We start from the raw sequence: 17,610 nt of genomic DNA, 5'->3' as shown, positions 1-17,610 counted from the left end.
AGATCACTTTTATACTAACTTAAATCATTAACTTTTGTTCATGAATATGTTGTTATTAGCTGTCATAAATTTTGGAAGTAATATAATGAGCCGAAAGGTGAACATCTCTGTAGATAATCTGCCCGATTCATTGCGTGGTCAGATCCATGGTGTGGAAAGTGCTATTGATAATGAAAGTTTAGCGCTATTTACTGATAATAAAGATGTTCGAGTATCATTAGAAAATGCAGCTCATGGGTTACGTGCATACTCTAATACTTTTAATCATTATGATTTATGGGGAAGGTTTGTTCGCTCTGGGCACAAAAAGCTACCGTTAGAAGAAGCACCAAAAAAAACAATCATTACTCGTCGTATATCTGAAAAAGTTGATGGCATTTTATACGAAGGTGAAATAAAAATAACGCCTGCGGTAGTGAGTAGTAAAAAAGAAGGGGAAGATGTCGAGTATCTTGTATGGCCTTCTGACAGAGAAGAAAAAGTAGAGCGGGCACTTATTCGGCTAGCTTCAAAAGGCAAAATAGTTAAAATAAATTTTAAGTCCGGTATTCAATATGCTGTAATTTTTTCGATGAATGAATTGGCTCAAGAGTTAAAAGCCGTTGGACAATCAATGCCTTACCCACAAATAAAAGAATCTTTAGAGGCATTGCAAGGTTCTAAATTGTCATTTAAATATTCAGCGACAGATACAAAAAATACGGATATTGATGATTCATTTTATGAGTCAAATATGAATTTCCTATCTTCCCTACATTTTAGTGGGAAAAAAGGGCAAGGTGGTAATATCAAATGTGTCGCATGTCTCAACGCGTTTGTACATAATATGATCGATAATTTAGAGTATAAAGGTTACTATTTTAACAGTGCACAAGAGTTAAAGCGTGGATTATCCCGTTGGATGATGCTTCGTTTATATCACTTATGGCGCTATGCAGCTCCAGGAAAAACTTACCACTTCCGTCTTTTATCAATAATGGAAAAATATGGTTCTATTTATTCAACAGATGAAATTGTTGAGAACAAATTAAAAGCACTACGTCGAGATATGACTACAACAATGAAGGACTTGATTGAAAAAGGTGCGATTTCTGATTACAGTATAAGCAATGTTAAAGACGATAATAGTGGAAAAATCGTAGATTATGTGTATGAAATGCATCCTTCAGCTCAGTTTTGTGAAGAAATATTGGCACTAAATAAGCATAATAAACGAATAGAAATTCAAGGTGGCAAACGTATTGTTGAAGATGTAGAAGTTATTGATGAAGAAATTCTTGAACAGATAGTCAAAAAATAACCGATTATTCAGCTAATTTTTCTAAATATATTCTATCAACAAGAAAGTTGTATGCTCTTTTTCTTGGGTGATTTTCTACTTTTTCATAATTAGTTAGCGTTCCAAGCTTTGTATTTTTACTAGGGTTAAACAAAATAAATGGGAGCGCTGCACTAACGTGATATCTATTTTCTGCAGTAAAGCGAATATTAACTTCAGGTGATACTCTAGTTGGTCTTCTAATTCTTAGCTTACTTTTTTCATTTAATTTTGAAACTCTCAGTTTTTCAGTTTCCACAAGAGATATCCAAGACTGTTGATCGATCATTCTTGGGTTTGTGTAATTAGATGAGTTATTCAACATTTTTAGTGCTGTATCTTTTGATAACGTGCGTATAGCATGTTTTGTCATCCAAGTAAATCGAACTGAGTAAGGGTCAGCTATTTCACTATGGATTTTTCTATATGCTGCAAGAGTAACTAAATTAGGAATGGCACTGTGCACAGCATCGAAGCGGGCATCATTATTTTCAATAGATAAGATAAGGTTTTTAAAATCATTTTTGGCTTTGTTTACTTCTTTTAATCTTGATTGTATATGTAGATTTTTATCATTAACCGTTATTAGCCCTGGATGACGTTGGATTATTTTACCGCTTATTTTTTTATCTAAATAAAGGTCTTTATAAGCGTTTATTGCTTTGTTTAGCGCACTTGTTCCTGAGATTTTTTCTACATGAATGCTTTCCGGCGCTTTGTTTTCATCTTCTTTAGTTATGAGAGGGAGCTGATAGTAATCTGCAGAGACGATATCAGCTTCCGCTAATTCGTTGCAAAATAGAGAAATCTGTTCGTGTAAATAATCAAAATGAGATCGTATTGAAAATGGTGTTATCATGTTAGTGACAATTGTTCCTATTATATACATATATGATGTGTTCTTTCTCTATCTATAATTTTAACATTGAATCTAATGGCAAGTCTAATAAACGGTCTCAAAACTCTGTCTGTTGATTAACCGATTTACTATGTTGTTACTATTGATAAAATAATTACTGAGGGCTTTGAAAATCTGGTGATTAGATCATGTTGCAGCAAAAATGAGTATGTTCTGTTAATTATATTATTTATTTAGGTGAAATGATCAGGATTCTTATTTAAAACTATATGTATGATGTGTTCTTTACTCTCCTATTCTACCATTGCACAGAATAAGAAGTCTAATAAACTTAATTAATTTATGCTTTAGTAAGCTAACTCAATTTATCATTGCGGGCACTACTTACTTTAGAGCGGATGAAAGCCTCGAATAACCATTTATGCAGCAGAAAAAACGGTTGTGTTCTGTAAGCTATATTATTTAGTTAGGTTGAATGCTTACGTTGTTGGTATAGACTATAAAGTATGATGTGTTCTTATTGTATTATTTTAACATTGAACAGAATAATAAGTCTAATAAACTTAATTAATTTATGCTTTAGTAAGCTAACTCAATTTATCATTGCGGGCACTACTTACTTTAGAGCGGATGAAAGCCTCGAATAACCATTTATGCAGCAGAAAAAACGGTTGTGTTCTGTAAGCTATATTATCTAGTTAGGTTGAATGGTTACGTTGTTGGTATAGACTATAGAGTATGATGTGTTCTTGTTGTCTTATTCTAACATTGAACAGAATAATATGTCTAATAAACTTAATTAATTTAAGCTTTAGTAAGCTAACTCAATTTATCATTACAGGTGCACCTTTACAGTAAAAATAATCAATGTAATTTCCCAAAAATAAAACAAATCATAAGTAGAATTCTCGATTAACAAAAATAGGAAAATTTACAATGAGAAAAAGTAAGGTCATTGAAACTCTAAACTCTGCATGACAAATAAAATTGAATCGAGTATTCATGTTCCTGAAGTTTATCGTAAACATGGCATCGGCCAGGTCACCTTTTAAAACTGGCGTTCAAAGTATGGAAGCATCAGATGCTAGGCGACTTAAAGAGCTGAAGAATAAAACCGTAAGCTAAAAGTATTTGATATGCTTGACGATATCATCGCAAAAAGGCGTAAAGATAAGTAGCCGCCGAGCCTCGGTAAAACATTTAATAGCCAAATTTGAAGTGAGCGTCGCATTTTCCTTTTCAAGTAAGATGGCTAAGTCGCTTAGTTTTAATTACAAAAATAAACTTTCGCCAGATGATGAGTTCATTGACGTACTCAAAAGATCGGGGTAGCAAAATTATTTAAAAGTATTTGCAATAAGGCAAGCCTTGGAATAAAAAATGTGCTGAACGTGTCTACACATGCTAACAAAGGAAAACGCTGTGTACCAACCAACGAGAACAACTCAGCCATTGAGAGTGCAAAATCAATATAATGAATCTTGGTCGATGAAACTTATAAGTGATGTACTAAGCTAAGGTTATTGTTTTAGAAACATTGAACACATGTGTTGACTTCAATCGACAAGGGCTAAACAAGTTTAAAAGCTGAGAAAGTAATTAGTACACTAAATTACCCCACGGCTTGGCGCGGCAAACTAAATCAGATTTGAGTCGACAATAGTCTTGGATTTATTTCAACAGGGCTGGAAAGTTGGCTCTGGAAAAAACAGCAAACTAGAATATATAAAACAGGGTAGCGCTTATCAAAATGGCAGTGTGAAGATGTTCAACCAAAGTTAATGCGAAGAAGTGTTAGCTTGATACTTGCTTGAATCACTTCAAGAAGTACGTGAAATCATAGATTAGTGACGAGTTATCTATATTTTGAGGGGCGCCCATGATACTAATTGGTTACCTTTAGGCTGTATAATTCTACTGAATAGCTGTACAAAATTGGCTGGAGTTACAGACATTTCTATTTCATTTTTTATCTTATGTTACTTTCAAAGATTGCTTAACCGTTAGATAAACGGGTGCCTATGCTTCAGAGGCTAGGCTTTGATTTATAGAGTTAAAGTTTATTAATTAACTTTATAAATTTAATGCTCAAGGTTCGATTTTCTAAATTTACAATTGAAAGTTCAAGGGAACGATAAGAATAATTACTAATGACACTTAATTTAACATAATATTTTTTAATTGATACCCATTACCCATTACCCATAACGCTTTAGTACTCTCGCAAATTCTTCTTTGCTATGCTTAAAAGTGTTCTTGTTTAACTTATATAGCCAATATATTAGTAGTTACTAGAAATCCAATAATCGGCTCTTTTATATTTCTAAGATTTGGCTCGTCAGATAAAGTTAGTGATTTATCTTTCTTATACGCAGGCTAAAATAATGAATTTTTAATTCTTGGTCATCTTATTTTAATCTTCTGAGTAACTTAACAATACAAATTTGGGGGAGTTGACCACTCTATTTTTTACCATAAAAGGAGTAGTAATTATCACCGGCTCTTTTACTTTTTTAAGAATGAATTTTACTTAGTTACTTTGATAAGCATTTTTTATATTTGGAGAGATGCTAAGATTTTGTGTTTAAGATTGAGTATGATGTGTTCTTTAATGGGTGTGGCAGTGTAAATTGGGCTATAAAGTTGACACTTTTGAACCCTTTCAGGATGATGTGTTCTTTCCTGAAATAAATACTAAATTTATCTTGAAGCGAGTACGTCTATACGTTACTTTCGTGGTGAGGTAACACTACATTGGAATGAGGAAAATTAATGAAACCTTGGAACCCAGACAGTTGGAGAGAACTCCCAATTGTTCAACAACCTGAATACCCAGATAATAGCGCGTTAATCGATATTGAGAACCAACTAAATAAAGCTCCACCTTTGGTCTTTGCTGAAGAAACAAGAAGTCTTTATAAGAGTTTAGCAGATGTTTGTGAAGGTAAAGCATTTTTACTTCAAGGCGGAGACTGTGCAGAATCGTTCTCTGATTTTAATGCAGCCAATATTCGCGATACTTTTAAAACACTGTTACAAATGGCTGTTGTTTTAACATATGGCGGGAAATGTCCTGTTGTTAAAATAGGAAGAATGGCAGGTCAATACGCAAAACCTCGTTCTTCTAATTTTGAAACAATTAATGGGGTATCTTTGCCATCATATCGTGGTGATATAATAAATAACTTTGAGTTTACCGAAACGTCTCGCGTTCCGGATCCTAATAGATTAATGACGGCTTACCACCATAGCGCTGCAACACTAAACTTATTACGTGCATTCGCACAAGGTGGTTTAGCTGATTTACACCAAGTAAACCGTTGGAATATGAGCTTTGTAGCTGCAAACCCTCTTAAAGAGAAGTATCAGCAAATGGCTGATAAAATTCAAGACGCTCTCGAGTTTATGGAAGTGTGTGGTATAGATTCAAGCGTAGCACCCAGTCTAAAAGAAACATCACTCTATACATCTCATGAAGCACTGTTATTAGGGTATGAAGAAGCACTTACTCGCCGGGATCATCTAACAGGTGACTGGTATGATTGCTCTGCGCACTTCGTTTGGATTGGAGAGCGCACACGACAACTAGACCATGCCCACATTGAATTTTTCCGAGGCATTAAAAACCCAATTGGTGTCAAAGTAGGTCCAGGCATGACACCTGATGAGCTCATAAAGTTAATTGATGCGCTAAACCCAGATAACATTCCTGGACGTTTAACGCTAATAACAAGAATGGGAGCAGACGTACTACCAGAAAAACTACCAGCCCTAGTTCGTAGAGTACAAGACGAAGGCAGAAAAGTTGTTTGGACCTCAGACCCAATGCACGGAAATACTGAAAAGGCGAGTACAGGGTATAAAACTCGAAGCTTCAATAATATACTGCGTGAAATCAGCCAATTTTTCGCAGTACATAAAGCTGAAGGATCTTATCCGGGTGGTGTCCACTTAGAAATGACAGGCCAACACGTTACAGAATGTGTTGGTGGGGCGTACGGTTTATCTGATGAAGATTTAGCACAGCGCTACCGGACTCAATGTGACCCTCGCCTTAATGCTGATCAAGTATTAGAACTCGGTTTTCTTGTCGCAGATTTACTTAAAGATGCGCGAAACAAAGTCTAAGTTAAGGCAAATAAAAAGGCTGTAATACAGCCTTTTAATATTTCCGACGAGTTAAACCCGTTTCAGAAATAATTTTCGCTGATATTTCCTCAACAGAGTGACTTGTTGAGTTCAAGTAAGGGGTTTTATGCTTTTTAAATAACATTTCTACTTCTCTCACTTCAATTCTACACTGACGTAGTGACGCGTATTTAGAATTCGCCATTCTCCCTTCTCTTATTGCCGCTAACCTTTCTGGATTTATTGTCAACCCAAACAGCTTCTTTTTGTAAGTGAGTAAACACTTAGGGAAGTTACCTTTTTCTAAATCATCCTCCGTGATTGGATAATTAGCTGCTTTTATCCCGTACTGAAGTGCTAAATATAAACTCGTCGGGGTTTTACCAGATCGGCTCACACCAACTAAAATAATATCAGCTTGTTCATAATCTTTTATATTAGCGCCATCATCATTTGCCAACGCATAATTAACAGCATCTATTCTAAAGTCGTAACTCGCTTCATGAATTGAGTGAGTTCGATGTATTTTTGGGACAGGCTCTACATTCAATTCCTTTTTAACCACCTTACTAGCTAATGCCAAGAAATCATAACAAACCCCCTGAGACGACAAAATAATGTCTGACAATTCTGGATTCACAAAAGTGAAAAATACGAGTGGCCGTTCGCCAGTATTCTTTGCATTTAGGTCAATAAGCTCTTTGATTTCTTCAGCTTTTCTGACTGTTTCAACAAATGGGATTGTTTGATGATTAAATTCCACTGGAAACATTGAAAGTGTTGCGTGCCCAAACACTTCCGATGTAATTGCAGTACCATCTGATATATAAAATGCAGTTCTCATTTTAACCTTGTTCTTACAAATTAGCTGAATTTTCGCTTCCGTGGTTTACGTAAGCGTACTTGCCAGTGTAGAATGCCCTTGACCTATACTAAAGGTCAAACAATCTCTCACATTAAATACAATTTGTTTTGGAGACAGTTCCGTGCAAGACTACGTTCTCTGGTATCAAGAGTTAGGTATGCAAGATGTACCTCGAGTTGGTGGTAAAAACGCTTCACTTGGGGAAATGATATCGAACCTTTCTAACGCTGGTGTACAAGTACCTGGTGGATTCGCTACTACAGCCGATGCCTTTAATGAGTTTTTAGAGCAATCTGGACTCAACGAAAAGATCCACACAATTTTAGACACACTAGACGTCGATGACGTTATTACACTCGCCAAGGTTGGTGCCGAAATAAGACAATGGATCATCGATACTCCATTCCAACCAGAACTTAATAAAGCAATTCACGACGCTTATAATACCCTTCACGGTGATACAAATTCCGATGTTTCGTTCGCAGTGCGTTCTTCTGCAACAGCCGAAGATATGCCAGATGCATCATTTGCCGGACAGCAAGAAACATTTCTTAATGTACGTGGTATTGACGCCGTCATGGTTGCAATTAAGCACGTATTCGCCTCATTATTTAACGACCGAGCAATATCTTATCGTGTACACCAGGGTTACGATCACCGTGGTGTTGCTCTATCCGCGGGCATTCAGCGCATGGTCCGCTCAGACAAAGCATCATCTGGTGTTATGTTCAGCATCGATACTGAGTCTGGTTTCGAAGATGTTGTCTTTATTACTTCTAGTTATGGACTGGGAGAAATGGTTGTCCAAGGCGCAGTCAATCCAGATGAATTTTATGTTCATAAGCCGACGCTTGCAAAAGGGTTACCAGCTGTTGTTAGACGTAACATTGGCTCTAAAGCAATTCAAATGGTTTATTCATCAGACGAGTCTCATGGTAAGCAAGTTGAAATTATTGATATTGCCGCTGAACAATCAGCACAATTTTCTATAACAGATGACGAAGTCCAAGAGCTGGCAAAGCAAGCTGTTATTATCGAGAAACACTATGGACGTCCAATGGACATCGAGTGGGCAAAAGATGGTAACGATGGCAAATTGTATATCGTACAAGCCCGTCCAGAAACCGTGCGTTCAAATGAAGATTCAAACGTCATGGAGCGCTTCCAACTTAAATCTCAATCTAAAGTCATTGCAGAAGGTCGAGCAATTGGCCATAAAATTGGTAAAGGTGTTGTTCGCGTACTAAACTCCATTGACGAAATGGACAAAGTCCAAGTGGGCGATGTACTTGTAACTGACATGACTGACCCTGATTGGGAACCAATCATGAAACGCGCCGCTGCAATTGTAACAAACCGAGGTGGCCGCACTTGCCACGCAGCGATCATAGCGCGTGAGTTAGGTATTCCAGCAGTAGTTGGTTGTGGCAATGCAACTGATCTAATAACAAATAATCAAGAAGTTACTGTATCTTGTGCCGAAGGTGATACCGGCTTTATTTATGAAGGTCAACTTGAGTTTGATATTATTTCATCCCGTGTCGACACCATGCCAGACCTACCAATGAAAATAATGATGAATGTAGGTAACCCGGATCGTGCATTCGATTTTGCAAAGTTACCCCATGCAGGTATTGGTCTAGCTCGTGTTGAGTTCATTATAAATAGAATGATCGGTGTCCACCCTAAAGCCCTTATCAACTTTGCTGATCAACCTGCAGAGTTACAAGCTGAAATTAAAGAAATTATTGCAGGCTATGAATCGCCGGTAGAATTTTATATATCTAAGCTTGTTGAAGGTATTTCTACTCTAGGGTGTGCGTTTGCACCAGAACGCGTTATTGTTCGCATGTCTGATTTTAAATCTAATGAATATGCAAACTTAGTTGGCGGGCAACAATACGAACCAGAAGAAGAAAACCCTATGATTGGCTTCAGGGGTGCAGCGCGTTATATCTCTGAAGATTTCAGAGAGTGTTTTGCATTAGAGTGTGAAGCTATCAAACGTGTTCGTAACTCAATGGGCTTAACAAATGTTGAAGTAATGATCCCATTTGTTAGAACATTAGAAGAAGCAGCACGCGTTATTGAATTACTTGAAGAGCATGGCCTTAAACGTGGCGAAAATGGTCTAAAAGTAATTATGATGTGCGAACTACCTTCAAATGCCCTGTTAGCTGAAGAGTTTTTAGAGTATTTTGACGGATTCTCAATCGGTTCAAATGACTTAACTCAGCTTACACTAGGCTTAGATAGAGATTCAGGATTAATTGCACATTTATTTGATGAGCGTAATCCAGCGATTAAAAAATTACTATCGATGGCAATTCAAACGGCTAAGGCAAAAGGCAAATACGTTGGTATTTGTGGTCAAGGTCCATCGGATCATGAAGATTTTGCAGCTTGGTTGGTAGAGCAGGGGATCGACTCAGTCTCACTTAACCCTGATACTGTATTAGAAACTTGGTTATACCTAGCTGACAAGCTAAAAGACTAGTATCTAAGAATCTGAAAAAGCCGGCTCAAGTTGCCGGCTTTTTTATTTAATACCATCAAGTTTGTGACACGCTTTAGTAAATATCTTTTGTAATTTTCTTAAATACTTTCTCGCTGTTGGATAATATATAGAAAAGCACACTAATGCAGCCATTGCGAATATGATTGAAGGTCCTGGCACAACAAAAAATATAATCGCAAGAAATACAAATACTACACCTATCCCAAGGACCATTACTTTTTTCATCTTCTACTTTTCCCTATTTAACAAAATGACCACAATTAAAGTATACAAGCCAAAGTATGTATTAGTTTGCTTAATATGTAACAAAGATTAAATTTCTCAACTTTTTGTCCTTCACTCCGTGGTACAATTAGTTAAAAGCAATAAATTATTACCGTCATGATTGCCAATATAAATCAGCAAGATACCGCAAGTGAATTACTCAATGATTACCTTAACCTTATAATAAACAATGGTTTTTTAGGGGAAACAGACAGCAGTTATGCTACTCGCTTAGTAACTGCCACGGATAACAGCATATATCAAAATGTGCCACAAGCCGTAATTTATCCAAAAAATAACAAAGATATTCAAACCGCATTGCATTGTGCTCAGCAAAATCCATTTTTGTCGTTAACATTTGGGCCTCGAGGCGGGGGTACAGGTACAAATGGTCAGTCACTTACTCCCGGCATCGTCATTGACTTATCACGTCATATGCGTGAAATCATAGAAATAAATGTGGAAGAAAAATGGGTTAAAGTACAGGCTGGTGTTATAAAAGATCAATTAAATGATTACCTTAGACCATATGGTTTTTTCTTTGCGCCTGATCTTTCAACAAGTAATCGAGCAACTATTGGCGGAATGGTCAACACCGATGCTTCAGGTCAAGGTTCGCTTGTATATGGCAAAACCAGTGATCATGTTTTAGGCTTGAAAACTTATTTGGTTGATGGAACCGAGCTTAATACCCGAAAAATATCCATTGAAAAAGCACAATTAATCGCCGCTCAAGAAGGACGGGCGTCACAAATTTATCAACAAGTGATAGAAAGCTGTCATTCAAACCGAGCGTTGATCTTATCTAAGTTTCCAAGGCTAAATCGCTTCCTAACGGGTTACGATCTTGAAAACGTATTCGATAATACACTCGAGAATTTTGACTTATCAAGAATTATTACAGGTTCTGAAGGTTCATTGGGGGTTGTCACAGAAGCCAAACTAAATATTACACCAATTGCACCGCTCAAAACATTAATCAATATTAAGTATGATAGTTTTGACTCAGCATTAAGAAATTCACCATTTCTAGTTTCCGCTCAAGCAACGTCCGTTGAAACGGTTGACAGTAAAGTATTAAATTTAGCAAAAGAAGATATTGTCTGGCATTCCGTATCAGACTTAATAACCAGTGTTCCTGGCATCGAGATGCAAGGACTCAATATGGTCGAGTTTAACGGTGAAACCGAAAATGAAATGGACGGGAAAATTTCATCACTGTGCAAAGAATTAGACAAATTGATCGCACATAAACAGGCTGGAGTGATCGGCTACCAACTTATAAATGATAAAGCCGATATTCTAAAAATCTATGCCATGCGTAAAAAAGCAGTTGGGCTATTAGGAAACACGAAAGGAAAACAAAAGCCACTCGCTTTCGCGGAAGACACTGCTGTTCCCCCAGAAAACCTCGCTGATTTTATTGTAGAGTTTAGAGCTTTATTAGATTCCCACAATTTAAATTACGGCATGTTCGGCCATGTCGATGCGGGTGTCCTACATGTTAGACCCGCACTTGATATGTGTGATCCAGAACAAGAAAAACTATTACGTAAAATTTCAGATCACGTAGTCGCTTTAACAGCAAAGTACCGAGGTTTAATGTGGGGTGAACACGGTAAAGGTTATCGAAGTGAATATGGTCCTGAATTTTTTGGCGAAATACTTTTTACTGAGTTAAGAAAAATAAAGTCTGTTTTTGATAAGAATAATAGATTAAACCCAGGGAAAATTTGCACACCAATTGAAAGCACTGATGAGTTAGTAAGTGTTGACTCACAAAAACGAGCTTGGTTCGACAAAAAAATTAATATCAAAGTTCGAGACAGTTTTGAAAATGCGATGAACTGTAATGGTAATGGTCTTTGCTATAACTACGATGAATCTTCACCAATGTGTCCTTCTTATAAAGTAACAAAAGACCGAAGACATTCACCAAAAGGTAGAGCCAGTTTAATTCGGGAATGGCTTCGGTTACAAGAAAAAGCGAACGTAAATATTATTGATGTTGAAAAACAATTGATCAATAAAGAGAATGACATTACTTGGTGGGAAAGGTACTTAAATACGCGAGAAAAAAATAAAGGCCAATACGATTTTTCACATGAAGTTAAAGAATCGATGGATGAGTGTCTAGCTTGTAAAGCTTGTACTACAGCCTGTCCTATAAAAGTAGATGTACCCACGTTCAGATCTCGATTTTTAAATTTATATCACAGTAAATACAATAGACCTTTAAAAGATTATTTGGTCAGTAACATAGAAACGACGGCGCCCATACTTTCAAAGTTAGGACCTGTTGTTAACCCGATAGTCAAAAGTAAACCAACCGCATATGTAATAGAAAAAGTATTTGGGTACGTAGACACTCCCTTATTAAGTACGCCAACTCTCGCTAACCGAGTAAATAAAAAATATCTATTCGATCAAACAAAACTAGAACGTATATCAGAGACTGAACGAGAAAACTCAGTTTTTATTGTGCAAGATCCATTTACAAGTTTCTATGAAGCTGAGTTGGTTTCTTCATGTATTAAAGTTATTGCGGCGCTCGGAATTAACCCTATTTTATTACCATTTTTGCCAAATGGTAAAGCACAACATGTTAAGGGATTTTTAAAAGAGTTTAAGTCAACAGCTAAAACTGCGTGTGATTTTTTGAACTCTCTCAATGATTATAAAATTCCAATGATTGGCTTGGATGCATCTCTCGTTATGGTCTACCGTGATGAATACAAAACTCTACTTGGCGATTTACGTGGTAGCTTTGAAGTTATGCTCGCTCATGAGTGGCTTGAAAAACAAAATTGGCAAAGTATATCTTTAACTGAAGCCAGTCAAAAAGAACACTATACCTTACTTTCTCATTGTACAGAAACTACTGCATTACCAAATGCAAGCCAGATATGGAAATCCATTTTTAGTCAGCTAAGTGTAACACTCAATACCCCAGTCACCGGTTGCTGTGGTATGGCCGGAACCTACGGGCATGAATTACAAAACCAAGAAAACTCAAGGTCACTCTACAACATGTCTTGGAAACCACATGTAGAAAAAACAGCCAAAGGAAACCTTCTTTCAACCGGATTCTCATGCCGAAGCCAAGTAAAGCGCTATGAAAATAGGAAACCTAAGCATCCAATAGAGTTTATTGCCGCTAATTTACGCTCTTGATTTTAAAATAAATAGGGTTAGGGAAAGTGAAAATCACACAACCAACAATTTAACATAATATATAAAACTGGGAAGAATACACTAATAACCTCGCTAGTAGTGTATTCTTTCTTTACAAATGCTCCATCAGTAATTATATAATCACACTTTAACTATTCTATATTCCTAAGTATTGGAGATAGATAAATCTCAAATTGTTTGTTTGCTTCGCCAACTATTCTGTAACTCTCCAAAAAAATGAAACAGTTCAATCATAGTAATTCACATCATTTATTTATAATAAATGCTAAAGATATGAAAATATTAGAACCTTCTTAATAGTAATGCATGTGCAATTAATGACCTGCCACTTGAAAAAAACAAACAAAAGTCAATATATAAACGCGATATAATATTCAATAAGAATAGATTACCATTGAGTAACCAAAGGCAGTAACTCATTGATTTTAAAACCTTCATTAATTATAAAAACATTAGAGTAGCAACATCAAAAAATCCATCACATTGATATTTAAAGCAATAACTCTAAATTACCAAATTTGAAATTCAATATGCTCTTTGTTAAATTTTTGGCTGTCCATTAGCTTAAAGTTAATAATAAATAGGTTTTTGGAAATTACCAACCTAATAAGTAAAAGCAATTTTAAAGGATAATAAAATGAAAATAAAAACAATCGCAGCTACTATGGCTATACTTTTCGGCTCTTTTAATACTTCAGCTTCAACTGAGGAAGTAATAAATCCAGCAATACATTCAGCTGATATACTGAATATTGACCAGGCAAATACCGCTGCAGCACAAGGTTTTATAACAGGCGCATTAATTAGAGGTTGGATCCTTGATGGTGCAAAGAGCGCAATAAAAGGGGGCGCTAAAGACTTTATTTCAAATTTACTATTTGGCGGTGGTCCAGCGGGTCCCCAAATTGTAAGACTTCATTCTGAAGACCTTGAAAAAATAGAAAGCCTTGTGTCAGGTGTGGTGATCAATGATGCAGTGTATGATGCAAAAAGTGACCTAGCCGCTTTCAGTACAACATTTGATTACTATCAAGACTCACTAAATAGTAACCAATTTGATGTATCTATTCTTACTTCTTTATTAACATATGTAAACTCTTTACGTCATCATAGGGCATACGAGGCAAGTTACAATACAAAAGCATTTGCATTAACATCCTCTTATTCAACAATGGCAGCCCTTAATATTGCAGTTTTAACCGAACGTCATGTGAAGGGGTTCATCAGCGCGGCCTATGTTAAGAATCAAGGTAATCTCATGGCGACAAAACTTGAGGAACTTGGTAGCTTAGCTAGCAGTCATGCATACACTCGCGGCTATGTTCGTAGTATAGGTAGCAGATGTTGGGGCGGTGAATTCTCAAATTTAGAGTCTAATTTATATCAAGAGCAAACATTAAACAGCGTAACAATTGAAATCGATGAAGATGCTCCTATGGCGCCAGTAGACTGTCTAGTAACAGCAAGCTTTCCAGGTAAACCATCAAAAACATGGAATGCCTCTAGAATAGGTAGAATGGAAGCTGAAGAAATGGCATATGAATACCTAAACCAAATGCGGATCGCGTACGCTGCTGAGATCAAAGGCTCTGACTTTAATAGCGTAGTTGCTAAATTACGAGGCCTATAACTTAGATGCACATCATCGTATTACAGAACGATTTTTATTAGTTTGACCCAACATCAAGCCCTAGATATTAGGGCGTGATGTTTTTATCTATTTTTAATTAACTTATACATTATGATGCACATTAATAGCTTTTAGTTCCTGAACATGCTGATTAAGATCTAATTAGAGTTTTCTTTTAGTTCCAGACTTAACCCTGTCTTTAATGTTAGTTTGAACATAAATTTGATAAGTGGTCGCGATTTTGGCATGCCCTAAATCTTCAGATAAATGTTTAAGTGGGCGAAGTTGAGCATCATGAGTCGCGCCTGTTTGTCTTAACCAATGCACTATTGCCGCTTTCAATTGCTTTGATTCATCCGAAAAGCCATCTTGGCTTTAAATACTCAATTGTCAAGTCAAAACATTGTTGTACAATGCGGCCAATTTGTCGAACAGTCATTCCCCTTGACCACGTAATTTATGCACAATCGGGGTGGGTTCATCAACTCTCAGCAAAGCTGGTAAACCTCGATATTTTCTGTAACGACGCAAATATAGGACAAAGTCTTCGCTCAGAGTTGTATCGCGGAGTTTATTAACTTTACCCATTATTCATATATACCAAGGCCTAACTGGGTCTTGCCAAAAGTGTCACATAACAAGGGACCACTGCGGCCGCTCGACAATACAAAAATGCGTAAGTACAACCCTTTTAGGCAGGCTAAACGCTCTAATTCAGGTTTAGCATCACAATTTCCCCTTGTTGCACATAACACATATTCTTACTGTAACAAAATAGATCTAGAGTCACTAACCTGTACTATTTCTAATGAATAAGTGTCACTTATTGATTTACAACTTTTTGTTTAATACAATAAAATTCAATATGTTGGGATAACAAATGGCTAAACGTATTGTTGAAGGGCGTTATGAACTTTGTTTTGCTAATAACACAAATACCGAACTTCAAAGTTAGTAGCAAAAACTTTACTAAAGTATACGTAATTTATTGATAATTAAAGGTTAACTATGAATATCATTGCAAAAACTGCGCTGTTCTTTACACTACTAAATATTTCAACATTCGTGCAAGCGAAAAATGATTTGACGACACTGCCTTTTGGGATCGTTATAGGTAAAACCACCAATGAAGAAATAGAAAATAGAGGTACATGTATAAGAGAAATAAAACTAAAAGATAACCATTTCCGATGTGAAAAGTACAGCATGTCAAATCGGTTTTATGTTTACAGTTCTCAAAATGAAATTGTCAGTAAACTCTATTTCTTTAATGGATCAAGCTCTCTCGAACTAAGCAATAGCATGCCAAGAAAGTGGAAAAAGTTAGGTTTGAAGTTTCGAGATGACGAGGACAATAAGCACGGGACGCTTAAGAAAGACCTAGTGAGAATAGTGAAACAACAAGGGGCCGCCGATGTTCAAGTCTCACGCAAAGACACTGAGTATGACTTTAGGGAGTATGTTACATGGTACATAGGCGATTACTTCTACGAAGCTACACTCTATAGAGAAACAGAAAATGAGGATGCTCCTGGTTTATTTAAACTAACTATTGTTGAAGCCTATTAATATATTAGCTCAGAGCTTTCTCTTCGCTCCAGATTTAGCTCTGTCTTTAATGTTAGTTTGAATATAAATTTGATCAGTGGTCGCGATTTTGGCATGCCCTAAATCTTCAGATAAATGTTTAAGTGGGCGATGTTGAGCATCATGAGTCGCGCCTGTGTGTCTTAACCAGTGTGCTGTTGCCGCTTTCAATTGCTCTGACTCATCCGAAAAGCCATCTTGGTTTAAAGACTCAATCGCCAAGTCAAAACTTTGTTGTACAATCCGTCTAATTTGTCTGACATTCATTCCCCCTTGACCACGTAATTTATGCACAATCGGGGAGGGCTCATCAACTCTCGGCAATGCAGGTAAACCTCGATATTCTCTGTAACGACGCAAATATACGATAAAGTCTTCACTCAGAGTTACATCTCGGAGTTTATTACCTTTTCCCATAACTCTAATATACCAAAACCCATCAGGGTCTTGCCAAAAGTGTGACATAACAGGAGACCATTGCGGTCGCTCCGATAATTCGGAAATACGTAAGTACAAGCCTTTTAAACAGGCTAGCACAAACAAATTACGCTCTAACTCAGGTTTAGCATCACAATAATCCCTTGTTACACCAAACACATATTCCCACTGTAAATTACTCAATGTATCAGGTAATTTTATCTGCGATTCAGTTATTAAATAGGGGCTATTTTTTTTTACCACTGGTACAAAGTTGGCAAACGTTTTTTCTTCCAGAATTGCGAATTTATAAAACACATTAAGTGCAGTGAACATGGCTGCAAATGTTTGTTGGCTTAGGCCATTCTCTTTATATACAAATGGGCGCCATGCTATATTTACACAGCGCACGCCTTGCTTATCTTTAAATCGCCACTGCACAGAATTCGACACCCAATTACTATCTGGGTCGACAACAAATTCAACATACGCCTCGATATCTTCACGCCTTAAATCAAAGACCGACATCTGTTTAAAGTTCCAAGACCACAAATAGAACCGTTCCAATTCATTTCTAAATCGGTTAAATGTCGCTTCTGATTTTCGGCCATAAACATATAAGAATTGGTATAAAAACTCAATATCTTCGAGCGCACTCGGAACATCATGGTTCAGTGTAGACAAATATGCATTAAGCTCTGGGTATTCTTGAATAAGTGTATCGTCTTCAATATGTGCTATTTGATAACGAAGTTGTTTCAAGGTATCGACAAGTGGGGTAAGCATATTCAATATGTCCGATATTAAGTCGCTATTATGGTAGAGGGTT

10 protein-coding genes and 1 pseudogene are annotated in these 17,610 nt (G+C 36.6%); 6 read left to right on the top strand and 5 right to left on the bottom strand.

Going from position 1 to position 17,610, the window contains the following annotated elements:
• Window positions 1–85: 85 nt before the first annotated feature.
• Window positions 86–1,300, top strand: coding sequence for a replication protein A (locus tag PAUR_RS19150; protein WP_192509331.1), 1,215 nt, complete (start codon window positions 86–88; stop codon window positions 1,298–1,300).
• Window positions 1,301–1,304: 4 nt separating this feature from the next.
• Here PAUR_RS19150 and PAUR_RS19145 read toward each other — a convergent pair whose 3' ends face one another.
• A complete protein-coding gene (locus PAUR_RS19145) occupies window positions 1,305–2,177 on the bottom strand; it encodes a DNA replication terminus site-binding protein (protein WP_192509330.1) in 873 nt (290 codons plus the stop codon).
• Between the two features lie 2,772 nt (window positions 2,178–4,949).
• Here PAUR_RS19145 and PAUR_RS19140 point away from each other — a divergent pair.
• The gene (locus tag PAUR_RS19140; RefSeq protein WP_192509329.1) at window positions 4,950–6,305 is read left to right on the top strand and encodes a class II 3-deoxy-7-phosphoheptulonate synthase; all 1,356 of its coding nucleotides are present in this window, start codon (window positions 4,950–4,952) and stop codon (window positions 6,303–6,305) included.
• A 34-nt stretch (window positions 6,306–6,339) separates the two neighbouring features.
• Here the strand turns inward: PAUR_RS19140 and ppsR are convergent, their stop codons facing one another.
• On the bottom strand, window positions 6,340–7,149 hold the full coding sequence (ppsR, locus tag PAUR_RS19135) for a posphoenolpyruvate synthetase regulatory kinase/phosphorylase PpsR (RefSeq protein ID WP_192509328.1): 810 nt from the start codon (window positions 7,147–7,149) through the stop codon (window positions 6,340–6,342).
• Window positions 7,150–7,291: 142 nt separating this feature from the next.
• Here ppsR and ppsA point away from each other — a divergent pair, with 142 nt between their 5' ends.
• Window positions 7,292–9,667, top strand: a complete 2,376-nt coding sequence (ppsA, locus tag PAUR_RS19130) for a phosphoenolpyruvate synthase (RefSeq protein ID WP_192509327.1) — start codon at window positions 7,292–7,294, stop codon at window positions 9,665–9,667.
• A gap of 42 nt (window positions 9,668–9,709) precedes the next feature.
• Here ppsA and PAUR_RS19125 read toward each other — a convergent pair whose 3' ends face one another.
• Entirely contained in the window at window positions 9,710–9,901 is a 192-nt protein-coding gene (locus PAUR_RS19125; RefSeq protein ID WP_404821727.1) for a PGPGW domain-containing protein, read from the bottom strand.
• Between the two features lie 168 nt (window positions 9,902–10,069).
• Between PAUR_RS19125 and ydiJ the strand changes: the two genes are divergently transcribed.
• Together ydiJ and PAUR_RS19115 are read left to right on the top strand one after the other, a co-directional pair.
• Complete coding sequence (ydiJ, locus tag PAUR_RS19120; protein WP_192509325.1) at window positions 10,070–13,126, top strand: D-2-hydroxyglutarate dehydrogenase YdiJ; 3,057 nt, start codon at window positions 10,070–10,072, stop codon at window positions 13,124–13,126.
• A 658-nt stretch (window positions 13,127–13,784) separates the two neighbouring features.
• Window positions 13,785–14,777 carry a hypothetical protein gene (locus PAUR_RS19115; protein WP_192509324.1) on the top strand — a complete coding sequence of 331 codons (993 nt, stop codon included), beginning with the start codon at window positions 13,785–13,787 and terminating at the stop codon, window positions 14,775–14,777.
• Between the two features lie 162 nt (window positions 14,778–14,939).
• Here the strand turns inward: PAUR_RS19115 and PAUR_RS19110 are convergent.
• A pseudogene (locus tag PAUR_RS19110) lies at window positions 14,940–15,538 on the bottom strand (tyrosine-type recombinase/integrase); the annotation flags it as partial.
• A gap of 247 nt (window positions 15,539–15,785) precedes the next feature.
• Here PAUR_RS19110 and PAUR_RS19105 point away from each other — a divergent pair.
• On the top strand, window positions 15,786–16,346 hold the full coding sequence (locus PAUR_RS19105; RefSeq protein ID WP_192509323.1) for a hypothetical protein: 561 nt from the start codon (window positions 15,786–15,788) through the stop codon (window positions 16,344–16,346).
• Between the two features lie 9 nt (window positions 16,347–16,355).
• Here PAUR_RS19105 and PAUR_RS19100 read toward each other — a convergent pair whose 3' ends face one another.
• Complete coding sequence (locus tag PAUR_RS19100) at window positions 16,356–17,567, bottom strand: tyrosine-type recombinase/integrase (protein WP_192509322.1); 1,212 nt, start codon at window positions 17,565–17,567, stop codon at window positions 16,356–16,358.
• Window positions 17,568–17,610 lie beyond the last annotated feature (43 nt).

It is taken from the genome of Pseudoalteromonas aurantia 208 (genome assembly GCF_014858725.1).
Classification (GTDB): domain Bacteria; phylum Pseudomonadota; class Gammaproteobacteria; order Enterobacterales; family Alteromonadaceae; genus Pseudoalteromonas; species Pseudoalteromonas aurantia.
Note: the sequence above shows the minus strand (reverse complement) of the source record. Positions and strands in the feature narration are given on the sequence as shown.

What these genes read in the sequence shown, in the direction of transcription:
- PAUR_RS19150 (WP_192509331.1), top strand. Translation starts at nt 86, where the DNA reads ATGAGCCGAAAGGTGAACATCTCTGTAGATAATCTGCCCGATTCATTG.
- PAUR_RS19145 (WP_192509330.1), bottom strand. Translation starts at nt 2,177, where the DNA reads ATGATAACACCATTTTCAATACGATCTCATTTTGATTATTTACACGAA.
- PAUR_RS19140 (WP_192509329.1), top strand. Translation starts at nt 4,950, where the DNA reads ATGAAACCTTGGAACCCAGACAGTTGGAGAGAACTCCCAATTGTTCAA.
- ppsR (WP_192509328.1), bottom strand. Translation starts at nt 7,149, where the DNA reads ATGAGAACTGCATTTTATATATCAGATGGTACTGCAATTACATCGGAA.
- PAUR_RS19125 (WP_404821727.1), bottom strand. Translation starts at nt 9,901, where the DNA reads ATGGTCCTTGGGATAGGTGTAGTATTTGTATTTCTTGCGATTATATTT.
- ydiJ (WP_192509325.1), top strand. Translation starts at nt 10,070, where the DNA reads ATGATTGCCAATATAAATCAGCAAGATACCGCAAGTGAATTACTCAAT.
- PAUR_RS19115 (WP_192509324.1), top strand. Translation starts at nt 13,785, where the DNA reads ATGAAAATAAAAACAATCGCAGCTACTATGGCTATACTTTTCGGCTCT.
- PAUR_RS19105 (WP_192509323.1), top strand. Translation starts at nt 15,786, where the DNA reads ATGAATATCATTGCAAAAACTGCGCTGTTCTTTACACTACTAAATATT.
- PAUR_RS19100 (WP_192509322.1), bottom strand. Translation starts at nt 17,567, where the DNA reads ATGCTTACCCCACTTGTCGATACCTTGAAACAACTTCGTTATCAAATA.